Annotated in this window: 10 protein-coding genes; 1 reads left to right on the top strand and 9 read right to left on the bottom strand. The window is 72.2% G+C overall.

Annotated elements, in window-relative coordinates; all coding sequences use genetic code 11:
- Positions 1 to 27: 27 nt before the first annotated feature.
- The 7 genes from ACSQ2D_RS06430 to ACSQ2D_RS06400 all read right to left on the bottom strand — a co-directional run bounded on the left by ACSQ2D_RS06430 (position 28) and on the right by ACSQ2D_RS06400 (position 7,776).
- The gene (locus ACSQ2D_RS06430) at positions 28 to 711 is read right to left on the bottom strand and encodes a response regulator (protein WP_435985145.1); all 684 of its coding nucleotides are present in this window, start codon (positions 709 to 711) and stop codon (positions 28 to 30) included.
- Between the two features lie 135 nt (positions 712 to 846).
- Positions 847 to 1,500, bottom strand: coding sequence for a ribosome hibernation-promoting factor, HPF/YfiA family (gene hpf / locus ACSQ2D_RS06425; protein WP_435985144.1), 654 nt, complete (start codon positions 1,498 to 1,500; stop codon positions 847 to 849).
- 269 nt (positions 1,501 to 1,769) lie between these two features.
- Positions 1,770 to 2,651, bottom strand: a complete 882-nt coding sequence (locus ACSQ2D_RS06420; protein ID WP_435985143.1) for a ComF family protein — start codon at positions 2,649 to 2,651, stop codon at positions 1,770 to 1,772.
- A gap of 105 nt (positions 2,652 to 2,756) precedes the next feature.
- A complete protein-coding gene (locus tag ACSQ2D_RS06415; protein ID WP_435985142.1) occupies positions 2,757 to 4,550 on the bottom strand; it encodes a GerMN domain-containing protein in 1,794 nt (597 codons plus the stop codon).
- Positions 4,547 to 6,319 carry an MtrAB system histidine kinase MtrB gene (gene mtrB, locus ACSQ2D_RS06410; RefSeq protein WP_435985141.1) on the bottom strand — a complete coding sequence of 591 codons (1,773 nt, stop codon included), beginning with the start codon at positions 6,317 to 6,319 and terminating at the stop codon, positions 4,547 to 4,549. Before mtrB ends, ACSQ2D_RS06415 begins: the two co-directional genes overlap by 4 nt.
- Position 6,320: 1 nt before the next feature.
- Entirely contained in the window at positions 6,321 to 6,998 is a 678-nt protein-coding gene (gene mtrA, locus ACSQ2D_RS06405; protein WP_435985140.1) for an MtrAB system response regulator MtrA, read from the bottom strand.
- Between the two features lie 232 nt (positions 6,999 to 7,230).
- Positions 7,231 to 7,776: a hypothetical protein gene (locus ACSQ2D_RS06400; RefSeq protein WP_435985139.1), complete on the bottom strand. Its 546-nt coding sequence runs from the start codon at positions 7,774 to 7,776 to the stop codon at positions 7,231 to 7,233.
- A 201-nt stretch (positions 7,777 to 7,977) separates the two neighbouring features.
- On the opposite strand from ACSQ2D_RS06400, the gene ACSQ2D_RS06395 reads away from it, so the two are divergent.
- Positions 7,978 to 9,519 (top strand): hypothetical protein, encoded by a 1,542-nt coding sequence (locus ACSQ2D_RS06395; RefSeq protein WP_435985138.1) that lies wholly within the window; start codon positions 7,978 to 7,980, stop codon positions 9,517 to 9,519.
- Between the two features lie 109 nt (positions 9,520 to 9,628).
- Here the strand turns inward: ACSQ2D_RS06395 and ahcY are convergent, their stop codons facing one another.
- Positions 9,629 to 11,065, bottom strand: coding sequence for an adenosylhomocysteinase (gene ahcY / locus ACSQ2D_RS06390; RefSeq protein WP_435985137.1), 1,437 nt, complete (start codon positions 11,063 to 11,065; stop codon positions 9,629 to 9,631).
- A gap of 371 nt (positions 11,066 to 11,436) precedes the next feature.
- Positions 11,437 to 12,378 (bottom strand): DUF808 domain-containing protein, encoded by a 942-nt coding sequence (locus ACSQ2D_RS06385; RefSeq protein WP_435985136.1) that lies wholly within the window; start codon positions 12,376 to 12,378, stop codon positions 11,437 to 11,439.
- Between the last annotated feature and the right edge of the window lie 29 nt (positions 12,379 to 12,407).

Below are 12,407 nucleotides of genomic sequence, written 5' to 3'. Positions count from 1 at the left end.
GGTCGGGGGTCGGTTGGGTCGGTCGGGTCAGTCGGGGTCGATGAGCCGCTGGCGCACGGCATACATCGCCGCCTCCATGCGCGAGTGCATCTGCAGCTTGTCGAGGATGTTGCGGATGTGGTTGCGCACGGTGTTCTCGGAGATGAACAGCTCGGCGCCGATCTCGCGGTTGAGCTTGCCCTTGGCGACGCTGCGAAGGATCTCGAGCTCGCGGTGGGTCAGCCGCGGCAGCTCCAGCCCCGGCGTGGGCGCGGGCGGCACGTCCTTCTGGCTGATCGCCTTGAACTCCTCGAGCAGCTTGGAGGCCATGAGGGGCGAGAGCAGCGACTGCCCCTGGAAGACGCCCCGGATGCCGGCTGCCACCTCCTCCGGCGGCACGTCCTTGAGGAGGTAGCCGTTGGCACCGGCACGGACGGCCTCGAAGAGGTTGGCCTCGTCGTCGGAGCTCGTCAGCATGAGGATCCGCGCCGAGGGGACTCGCTGCTTGATGACCCGGCACGCGTCGATGCCGCCGCGCTTGGGCATGCCGACGTCCATGACGATGACGTCGGGCAGGATCTCCTCGGCCTGGTCGACCGCCTCGATCCCGTCGGCGGCCTCACCGACGACCTCGATGCCGTCCTCCGTCGACAGGACGGTCTGCAGACCCCGGCGGTAGAGGGCGTGGTCGTCGACGATGAGGACACGGATGACGTCGGGGGGCGGGTTCACGGCTCCATCTTGGCCCAGACCACGGACACGCCGCCCTCTGGACGGCCCGCGTCGGCGCGGCGGGGCCCGGACGCCCGTCGGGGCGCCCCCTCGAAGGGGACGCCCCGACGCCGTCGATGCCCGGGGAGCAGGGGTTCAGCCCGTGGCGGCGACGGCGGCGTCCGCGTCGGTCTCGAGGTGCAGCACCCCGTAGCTCCAGCCGCGGCGCCGGTAGACCACGCTCGGGCGGTCGGTGTCTGCGTCGTGGAAGAGGAAGAAGTCGTGTCCGACGAGCTCCATCTGGTTCACGGCGTCCTCGAGGGACATGGGCGCCGCCGTGTGGATCTTCTCGCGGACCTCGATGGGCGAGTTGCCGAGCGCACCGAAGCGCTCGAGGTCGTCGACCCGGCCGTCACCGGAGTCGCCGGCCGAGGTGTCGTCGGTGGCCGCACCGTTCGCAGAGGCGTCGATGCGGGCGGTCGCCTGCGCGACCGACTCGGGGATGCGTCGTCCGCGGCTGACCTTGCGCTTGTCGTGCACCCGCCTCAGGCGGTCCATGAGCTTGTCCACGGCCGCGTCGAGGGCGGCGTACTTGTCGTCGAGACAAGCCTCCGCCCGGATCACGGGACCCTTGGCGTGGCACGTGATCTCGACCTTCTCGGACCCACGGGCGACCCGCTCGTGGGTGACGACGACGTCGATGCGGTGCACCTTGGGTGCGAGCGCCGGCACCTTGGCCAGTCGCTCGTCGAGCTGCTCACGGAATCGGTCGGGGATCTGGACGTGGCGTCCAGTGACGACGATCTCCACGGTTCCTCCTTGATCGCGCACGTCTTCTTCGTGCGGGCAGTGAGAGTGTTTCCGGGCCTCTGGTCACCTAGGACGGGCCCGCGGTCGACGCGGCACCACCCCTTCCTGTCGATCACGTCCCGGGGAGGCGGCCGGCAGGCCGTTCCCCGTGGGACGGGGGTCCATGACTCGACACTACTTGGGCCACGCGCCCACTGGAAGGCGTGCCGGGCATCCCCCTGCAACATCACATGCAACGGACAGGTCAGCGCGTCGCGGGACCCCGCAGGTCACCCGCGCGTGCGCTGGGTGGCGGCCAGGGAGGCGCCCACGACGGACCCGGCGCCGACCGTGCGCAGCGCCCTGGCCGCCTCGGCGAAGGTGGCACCCGTGGTCACGACGTCGTCCACGAGCAGGCATCGTCGTCCCCGGATCACGCTGTGCCACAAGGGAATCACGGAGAGTGCCCCAGCAAGGTTCCCGCGGCGCTCGATCGTGCCCAACCCGGACTGGTCCTCGACCCTGCGCACGTGGCGCAGCGCGGGCGCGACCCGGAGCGTCGGGCCGGGTCGCCCGGCCAGCCGCGTGACCGCTGCCTCACACAGTCCCGTCATCGGCGTGTCGCCGCGCTCGCGCACGGCGCGTCGCGAGGAGGGCGCCGGGACGACGACCACGACCCCGTCGTCCCAGCCGACACCGGTCAGCGCCGCGTCGAGGGACGCGGCGAGCAGGGGCACGAGGACGGCCTCCAGGTCGCGTCGGCCCACGTCCTTCCACGCCGACACGGCGGCGCGGAGCGGGTCGGCGTAGACACCCCAGGCGTGCACGGGCGGCATGCCGTCCGGGACCGGGTGCGGCACGACCCAGGGCCCACCGCCGTGCACGCGCGCGCCGCCCGGCGCCACGGGCGTGTGGGTGGAGCGTCCGTCCGTGTCCCGCGACCCAGGCGCCCCGAAGGCCAGACGGACGAGGGCGGACTGACAGCGAGCGCACCAGACGGCGCCCGGACGAAGACACCCGCCGCACTCGCGCGGCAGGACGAGGTCGACGAGGTCGCTGTCACGCACCCGGGCCACGCCGCCCGACACGGCTGCCGCGACCGAACGCCCGAGCGCCGCGACCCCGACCTCGCGCGCCGGGCTCCCCTGCCCCGACCCGCGACGCCCTCGCACGGGTCCAGCCCAGCGCACGACGGCGCGCGGGTCGAGGCGTCCGACCGTGACTGGGGACGGCGACCGGCCGGTCCCGGGGGATGTGGACGGCCCGACGAACAGGCGTCAGCCGCCGGGGACGAGGACGTCGCTGCCGCGCTCGATGAGGGGCCAGTTGGAGCCGGCCCGGGCGAGGACCCGGTTGTCGCTCGTGACGATGATGAGGCCGCGAGGGCCGCCGACCGTCGTGATCGTCACCGCCCCGGGCACGGCGCTGAGACGCGCCGCTCCCGACCGCGTGCCGTCGACGCCCGCACCGATCGTCGCGAGCCACGCGCGCATCGCGTCGCCCTTGCGCACCTGGCCCAGCACGGCGTAGCCGATCGGGTCGAGCCACGTGACGTCCTGGATACGGGTCAGGGACTGCGCCTGGCGCAGGGGCTGCGACAGCGCCTCCGGCTCGCCGTTCGTCGCCCTGACGATGCCGCTGAGACCGAGCTGCTCGTCGCCCCCAGACCGGTCGGTGGTGACGACGAGCACGCGCGCCGCGTCCGCGGCGACGGCGATGGCCTTGACCCGACGATCACCGAGCCACGGCGTGCTGATCGGCTTCGGGGCGGAGTCGGGGTCGCTGGAGACGGAGTCGAGGACGAAGATCCGGTCGTCACCCTGCTCGTCGCTGCCGGCGATCCAGAGGTAGCCGTCGGCGTCGTAGACCGGTCGGATGAGCGAGGTCGCGAAGGGCGCGACCGACCTCGGCTGCTCGGTGGACCGCCAGATCGACAGGTCGCGCCGGTTCGCCGACACGGCGGCGACCTGCTTGCCGTCGACGGACAGGGCGAGGCTGCGCCACGTGTCGGGGATGCGCGAGATGTCCCCGTCCTTGGGCTTGAGGTCGGGTCGCTTCGCGTCCTGCGTGTCGGGCACGTAGCGCGGGTCGAAGCGCCGGAGGGCGTCGCCCGTGCGCAGCTGCGCGGTGTCGAGGAAGGTCTTGGGGACGACGTCGTAGCCGAGCTCCGCGGCCGAGGACACCGACGTCACGCCGCCGGGCAGCTCGAGCTGGGTGCTGTCGACGGCGAGCGACACCGAGCTCACGGACGAGATCTGGCTCAGGGTCTTGGTCAGCTGGGCCCACATCGCGGCGCGAGCGGCAGGGTCGGCCGAGAGGGCCTCGCTGCTGAGGTTGACCTGGGCCTTCCCGCCGGTGACGGGGACGGCGTTGACGGCCAGACGGGTGCCCGCCGGCACACCCGTGGTGACGGCGCCCGCCAGGTGGCCGGGGACCGCGCTCAGCTGGGCGCGGGCCAGGGTCGTGGCGAGCCGTGTCCCGATCGGGAACCACCGCGAGTCGGGCACGAGGTCCCGGCCGGTACGCGTGACGTAGTGCACGACCCGGTTGACGTAGACGCGGTTGAACTGGTCGTTGTCGAGCCACAGACCGAACCCGGTGCTGGGCAGCTCGACGCGCCACTCACCGCCGACCTTCGTCAGGCCGAAGGTGACCTTCTCCCGGACGCCCGGTGGCTGCTCGACGTAGCGCCCGTCCGGCGTCAGTCGCGCGAGCGCGTCCGCGCTGACCTCGACGGTGTCGTCGGCCAGTCGGCGCACGGTCAGGTCGCCGTCGTAGACGACGACGTCCTCGCTCGACCACCGCCAGAGGTCGACCGACGCGGGCGCGAGGAACAAGCGCCCGGTGGCGTGGGTCTCGTCGGTGTCCTCGCCCGCCCGGAGAAAGCCGCGGACGACGGCCTCCTGGCTCGCACCGTCGACCGGGCCGACGGCGACGACTCGGACCGGTTCGTTGAGCACCTCGCCGAGGGCACGCCCCTCGACGACCGGGCCGGTGCTCGGCAGCCCGCCGCAGGCCGCGAGCGCGGTCGAGGCGACGAGCAGGACGCCGGCCAGCCGGCGGGCTCTCACGGCGCGCGCTCCACGACGATGCGGCGCAGGCGCAGCGTGTCGTCGTCGGCGGGCCGACCCGGTCCCGACGCACCGTCGCTGCCCGCGCCACCTGCGCCACCCACGCCACCCGCCGGGTCGCCTCCCCCGACGGCGCGAGCCCGGGCGGCCTCGGCCGCGAGCGGGCTGAGCGGAAGCGGCGAGCTCGTGATCGTCGCGTCGGCCTGGCGGGGCAGCGTGAGGCGGAAGCACGACCCCTCGCCGCGGGCGCCCCACGCCTCGAGGCGGCCGGCGTGCAGGCGGGCGTCCTCGAGAGCGATGGCGAGGCCGAGTCCGGTGCCTCCGGTCGTGCGGGCACGCGCGGGGTCGGCGCGCCAGAAGCGCGTGAAGACGAGCGCCGCCTCACCCGGACGGAGCCCGACACCGTGGTCGCGCACCGTCACGGCCACGGCGGAGTCGTTGGACCCGATCGTCACCTCGACGGGCTTGCCCTCACCGTGCTCGACGGCGTTGGACACGAGGTTGCGCAGGATCCGCTCGATCCGCCGCGAGTCCATGTCGGCGACGACGGGGCTCGACGGTGCGTTGACCACGAGCTGGGTGCCCTTTCGGGCAGCCAGGGTGCGGTGCGCGTCGACGGCCCGCTCGACGCAGGCGCGCAGGTCGCTCGCCTCGACCTCGAGCACCGCAGCGCCGGCGTCGAACCGCGAGATCTCGAGCAGGTCGCTGAGCAGGGACTCGAAGCGGTCGAGCTCTCCGCGGAGCAGCTCGGCCGAGCGGGCCACGGTGGGCTCGAAGTCGCCACGCGAGTCGTGGATGAGGTCTCCGGCCATGCGGATGGTCGTGAGCGGCGTGCGCAGCTCGTGCGACACGTCCGAGACGAAGCGCTGCTGCACGCGCGAGAGGTTCTCGAGCTGGGCGATCTGCTGCTGGATGGAGGCGGCCATGCCGTTGAAGGACGTGCCGAGCCGCGCGAGGTCGTCCTCCCCCTTGGCCTGCATCCGCTCGTTGAGGTTGCCCTCGGCGAACCGCTCCGCGACGGCGGCCGCGCGGCGCACCGGGTCGGCCACGAGCCGCGTCACGACGAAGGCGATGGCGCCGATGAGCAGGATGAGGGCGGCGCCGCCGAAGAGGAACGTCTGCCCGATGAAGCTGATGATCTCGCGCTCGCGGTCCATCGGGTAGATGAAGTAGAGGCCGTAGTTGCCGGCCACCGGGAGCACGACCTTCTGGCCGACGATGACGGCGGAGATGCTGTCGTTGCCCTGCTCGACGGTCGCGACCTGGAGGTGCTGGCGCTCGGGCTGGGCCGCGACCTGCTGGCGCAGCTCGTCCGGGATGAACCGGACCCCGACGCTGCCGCTCTCGATCGGTCCGACGATGAACGGCGAGCCGTTGTCGTCGAACCGCGTGAGCACGACGTAGCGCGTCTCGTTGCCGGCGTCGCGCCGGTAGGTGTTGATGAGCGTCGTCGCGAACTGCGTCAGCTTGGCCTGGGTGTCGGTCTGGTCGGTCGAGTCGAACTGGCCCTGCGCGTCGGTCGCGTCACGCAGGCTGTCCTCGGCGGCGATGCGCTGCCGCCCGTCGACGAGGCCCTGGGCGATCGAGCCGTAGAGGTAGGTCCCGACCGCGGTGAGCACGAGGATGCCGAGGAGCATCGTCACGACGACGACGCGGAAGCCGAGGGAGGCCCGCCACAGGTGGAGCAGCCGGCGCCACGCGCCGCGCAGCACCGAACCGACCCGCGAGGCCAGGCTCGCGGGTCCGGTGCGGGCCGCGGGCTGACTCATGTCAGGTCGGGCCGGCCTTGTAACCGACACCACGCACGGTCACGACGATCTCGGGCCGCTCGGGGTCGTGCTCGATCTTGGAGCGCAGGCGCTGCACGTGGACGTTGACGAGCCGCGTGTCACCGGCGTGGCGGTAGCCCCACACCTGCTCGAGGAGCACCTCGCGGGTGAAGACCTGCCACGGCTTGCGCGCCAGCGCGACGAGCAGGTCGAACTCGAGCGGAGTCAGGGACAGCGACTCGCCGCCACGCTTGACGGAGTGGCCGGCCACGTCGATCTCGAGGTCGCCGATCGACAGCTTCTCGGGCGCCGGCTCGTCGCCGCGGCGCAGCCGGGCGCGGACGCGGGCGATGAGCTCCTGCGGCTTGAAGGGCTTGACGACGTAGTCGTCGGCGCCGGACTCGAGCCCCACGACGACGTCGACGGTGTCGGTGCGTGCGGTGAGCATGACGATGGGCACCCCGCTCTCGGCACGGATGCGGCGGCAGACCTCCATGCCGTCGAGCCCCGGGAGCATCACGTCGAGCAGCACGAGGTCGGGCCGCGACTCACGGAAGGCGCCGACCGCCTCGGAGCCGTCGGCCACGTGCGTGACCTCGAGCCCCTCGTTGCGCAGCACGATCCCGAGCATCTCGGCGAGTGCGAGGTCGTCGTCGACGACCAGTACCCGACCCTTCACGACACACTCCTTCCCGGGACCGCGGACCACGCGCCCCGTACGTCCTGACCAAATCATCACACACGCCTGACGACCTGCTGACGCTCCCGAGTCCCCGCCGGGGGTCGTATGCCGTCCGCGCGCCCCCGCGACCGCGTGCCGGGAGCGCGCCACACGGCATACGCCCTCGGGTCGCGACGAGGGGCCCCGACCGTGGTCGGGACCCCTCGTCGACAGGTGCGGCGTCAGGCGCTCAGCTCTGCGTGACGTACCACTTGCCGCCGATCTTGACGGCCTTGAAGCTCGAGACGACGTCGGCGGCGAGGGCCGGCTCGGTCGTGACGCTCTCGAACGTGGCGTTGTTGCCGCTGACGGTGGCGCCGCTGATCTTGAGGCCCTGGAAGGCCGCCCCGAGCTCCTTGATCTGGTCGAGCATCGGCGTGATCGTCTTGCCGCACGCGGCGGCGGCACCGGGGATGCTCGAGATGGCCTTGCCGCCGGTGGCCATGAGCTCGCACACGGTGTTGCCGTCGCCGGCGACCATGGCGCCGAGCCACGAGGTCATCGCGGCCTCGGGCGTCGACTGGTCGACGGGCCCGGCGGTCGCGCTCGTCGTGCCGGAGGCGGTGGCGCCCGTGTCGTCGGTGGTGCCGGACGACATCGTGTCGGACGGCGTGGTCGCGCTCGAGGACGAACCGGCCGCGGTGGACGGGGTGGCTGCCGGGTCGACGGACTTCGAGCAGGCGGCGAGCGAGACGGAGAGGGCCAGTGCGAGTGCACCGGTCAGGAGCTTCTTCATGGAGGGTCCCTGCCAGACGGGTGGTCGGTGAGTCCCCCGATCCTCCCACGGGAGGGCGCTTGAGGAGCGCCGGGGAGCACCGGGAGAGCGCCGGGCGAGCACCGGGAGAGCACGGCGGGACGTGTTCCCGGGACCCGCCACGCCGCGCTCCAATCCGCCCAAAAGCCCCCGCTCCGTCCGGCGAGCGGGGATGATCGCCCGGTGACGAGCGACACGAGGGGAACCACCCCGGCCGCCGAGCTGGCACCGAACGACGACCGGGACACCGACCCCGGGAACGGCTCGGTCGACGGCGGCGGCGACGGCGCTGTCGACGGCGCTGTCGACGGAGGCCGGGAGGCTGCTCCGCGCGGACGGCGCGGCCCGCTGCCCCTCGGCGTGCGCCAGGCCCTGCCTGGCCTCGTCGTCCTCGTCGCCGTCGTCCAGATCGCCCGCCCGGTGAGCGACCCCGACACGTTCTGGCACCTCGCTGCCGGTGACCGGCTCCGCGAGACGTGGACCTTCAACGGGCCCGACCCGTGGAGCACGATGTCGACGCAGCCGTGGCGTCTGCACGAGTGGCTGCCCGAGCTGCTCATGAGCGTCGTCCAGCAGCTCCTCGGGCTGCCGGGTGTCGCGTGGCTGCTCCCGCTCGGCGGAGCCGTCATCGGCCTCACCCTGTGGCGCGCCACCCGTCCGCGGGCCTCGCTCCTCGCCTCGGCCGCCGTCACGTCCGTCGCGCTCGTGGCGATGAGCCAGAGCCTGTCGCTGCGCCCGCACCTGCTCTCGTTCGCCTTCGCCGTCGCGTTCACGGCTGCGTGGCTGCGCTCGGCGACGGACGCCCGCCCCCGGTGGTGGCTCGTGCCCGTCACGTGGGTGTGGGCCTGCACCCACGGGATGTGGTTCTTCGGCGTCGTCATCGGCGTCGTCGCGCTCCTCGGGATCGCGCTCGACCGTGCGGTGACCCGCCGGCAGTGGCTGCGCCTCGCGCTCGTGCCCCTGGCCTCCCTCGCCGCAGCCGCCGTGACACCGACCGGACCCGAGCTGCTCCTGTCGCCCTTCGCCGTCAACGAGACGACGCAGTTCATCGAGGAGTGGATGCCGCCGTCGCTCCGGCAGCCCGGCTTCCTCGCCTTCCTCGCCCTGGCCGGCACCGTCGTGCTCGTCTGGGCCCGCTCGCGGCACCGCGCCCGCTGGACCGACATCCTCCTCGTCGGGCTGGCGATCGGGCTGGCCCTGCTCTACAGCCGGACCGTCGCCGTCGGCGCCGCCGTCATCGCCCCGGTCGCCGCGGCGACCATCCAGGGCCTGCTCCCACCGGACCGCGAGCCCGTGACGCGGCGCGAGGTCGGTCTCACCGTCGGGCTCACGGCGCTCGGACTGCTCGTCGCGGCCCTCGTCCTGCCGACCCGGGCGGCCGTCCCGACGTGGGGGGCGAACGACCTCGACGCGCCCCTGTCGGCCCTGCCGCAGGGCACCGTCGTGTGCAACGACTACGGCGTCGGGGGCTGGCTCATCTGGCGGCACCCGAACGTGCGACCCACCATCGACGGACGCGTCGAGGTCTACGCGACGGGACACGTCAAGGAGCACATCGCCTTCGAGCGTGCCGCCCCCGGCTGGCAGGCCTACGTGCGCCGGACGGGCTGCACCTACGCCCTGCTCACCAAGGGCCAGCCGGTCGTCGAGGCGCTGACGCAGCAGGCCCGGTGGACGGTCGTGCAGCGCGGCTCCGAGTACGTCCTGCTCCGCGCACCGCTCTGACCCGGCACCCTCCCCGCCCCCGGACGTACGGATGCCGCCCACCTCGTGAGGTGGGCGGCATCCGTACGCCGTTGCCGGGCGCCCCGGTGCGGGGCGGGCGCGGGTGGGCTCAGTAGCGGTAGTGCTCCGGCTTGTACGGGCCCGCGACGTCGACGCCGAGGTACTCGGCCTGGCCCTTGGTCAGCTCGGTGAGCCGGACGCCGAGGGCGTCGAGGTGCAGGCGGGCGACCTTCTCGTCGAGGTGCTTCGGCAGGGTGTAGACCTGCTTGGCGTAGTCGCCGGTCTTCGTGAAGAGCTCGATCTGGGCGATCGTCTGGTTGGAGAACGAGTTGCTCATGACGAAGCTCGGGTGGCCGGTCGCGTTGCCGAGGTTCATGAGGCGCCCCTCGGAGAGCACGATGATCGAGCTGCCCGACGTGAACGTCCACTCGTGGACCTGCGGCTTGATCTCGGTCTTCTGGATGCCGGGGACACGCGCGAGGCCGGCCATGTCGATCTCGTTGTCGAAGTGGCCGATGTTGGCCACGATCGCCTTGTTCTTCATCTTCGTCATGTGCTCGGCCGTGATGACGTCGTAGCAGCCGGTCGTCGTGATGAAGATGTCGGCGGTCTCGACGACGTCCTCGAGGCGGGCGACCTGGAAGCCCTCCATCGCGGCCTGCAGCGCACAGATCGGGTCGATCTCGGTGACGATGACGCGGGCGCCCTGGCCACGGAGGGACTCGGCACAGCCCTTGCCCACGTCGCCGTAGCCGGCGACGACGGCGACCTTGCCACCGATGAGGACGTCGGTGGCGCGGTTGAGGCCGTCGATGAGCGAGTGGCGGCAGCCGTAGGTGTTGTCGAACTTGCTCTTGGTCACCGCGTCGTTGACGTTGATGGCCGGGAAGAGCAGCTCGCCGGCCTCGGCCAGCTGGTAGAGGCGGTGGACACCGGTGGTGGTCTCCTCGGTGACGCCCTTGATGCCGGCGGCGACCGTCGTCCACTTCTGGGGGTCGGTGGCCAGCGTCTGGCGCACGAGCTCCTTGAAGACGCCGAACTCCTCGGAGTCATCCTCGGTCGTCGGCGGCACCTGGCCGGCCTTCTCCCACTCGCGGCCCTTGTGCACGAGCATCGTCGCGTCGCCGCCGTCGTCGAGGATCATGTTCGGACCCTCACCGCCGGGCCACGTGAGGATCTGGTCGGTGCACCACCAGTACTCGGGGAGCGTCTCGCCCTTCCAGGCGAAGACGGGGACGCCCTGGAGGTCGTCGGCGCTGCCCTTGGGGCCCACGACGACGGCCGCAGCGGCCTCGTCCTGCGTCGAGTAGATGTTGCAGGAGGCCCAGCGGACCTCGGCGCCGAGAGCGGTGAGCGTCTCGATGAGCACGGCCGTCTGGACGGTCATGTGGAGCGACCCGGCGATGCGCGCGCCCTTGAGGGGCTGGGCCTCGGCGTACTCCTCGCGGATCGCCATGAGGCCGGGCATCTCGTGCTCGGCGAGTCGGAGCTGGTGTCGGCCGGCCTCGGCGAGGCTCAGGTCGGCAACCTTGTAGTCGAAGGACATGAGTGATCGTTTCCTTTGATCGTCGGTCTGCAGACCCGGCGCGCCCCTCTGGGCTCATCTGGCGGGTCATCACCCACGCCGGCAGTCGCCCAGTCTAGCCGCGCGCCGTGCCGGCCTCGAATCACCTGTCGAGCCCTGCGCTGCCACGCCCCAGAGCTCGCCGGGGTCTGAGCGCACACCTCGTCTCGGCGCCACCTACCCCGGCCCGGCGGAGCTGGTGCAGTCGCCAGACCCGAAACCGCCACACCTACTCCGCCCCGGCGGACAGGTGACGGGCGTGGCGGTGGAGACCCGACCCCGCGGCCTCCCCAGCGACTCCGGGAGAGGCCAGTACACGGGATACGCCCAGCGGCCGGCTCCACGCAGGCGCGTCAGTGCGTGGTCGCGGCCTCGTCGTGCTTCTTGCGGCGCGGGATGACGTGAAGGACCGCGACGACGACGGCGCCGACGACGAGACCGATGAGGGCCGACGCGAGGGTGTTGACGACCCACGCGAGGAAGCCACCGATGCCGGCCACCCCGGCCACGCCCTCCTCGAGGTGGTGGACGAGGTCGTAGAGCGCGTGCCAGCCCAGCTCGTCGACGCCGACGAGCAGGATGTGGCCACCGACCCAGAGCATCGCGGCGATGCCGACCGTCGACAGGACCGAGAGCAGCTTCGGCATGCCCTTGACGAGGCCGCGGCCGATGCGCTGCGAGGCGCCCGACTCGCGCTGGGCGAGGTGCAGGCCGACGTCGTCCATCTTGACGATGAGGCCGACGACGCCGTAGACGAGCGCCGTGATGAGCAGGGCGACGATGACGAGGATGATGAGGCGGGAGACGAACGGCTCGGTGTCGACCTCGTTGAGGGCGATGACCATGATCTCGGCCGAGAGGATGAAGTCGGTCCGGATCGCGCCGGAGACGACGGCCTTCTCGTCGACCTCTCCGGGCTCGGGCTCCTCCTCCTTGTGGCCCGAGACGATCTCCCAGACCTTCTCGGCGCCCTCGTAGGCGAGGTAGGCGCCACCGACCATGAGGATCGGCGTCAGCAGCCACGGCACGAACTGGCTGAGCAGCATGATCACGGGGAGGATGATGAGCAGCTTGTTGCGCAGCGAGCCGAGGGCGATCCGCTTGATGATCGGCAGCTCGCGCTCGGGCGCCAGGCCCTGCACGTAGCGCGGGGTCACGGCCGTGTCGTCGACGACGACACCGGTCGCCTTGACGCTGGCCTTCGCGGCGGCCGCGCCCACGTCGTCGACGGACGCCGCCGCGAGCTTCACGAGTGCCGCGATGTCGTCGAGTAGCGCTACGAGTCCGCCTGCCATGGCGTCATCCTAAGGTGGTCTGGGAGTCG

It is taken from the genome of Terrabacter sp. LjRoot27, from assembly GCF_964254175.1.
In the GTDB taxonomy this organism is placed as follows: Bacteria; Actinomycetota; Actinomycetes; order Actinomycetales; family Dermatophilaceae; genus Terrabacter.
This window is presented reverse-complemented; position numbering and strand designations above follow the sequence as displayed.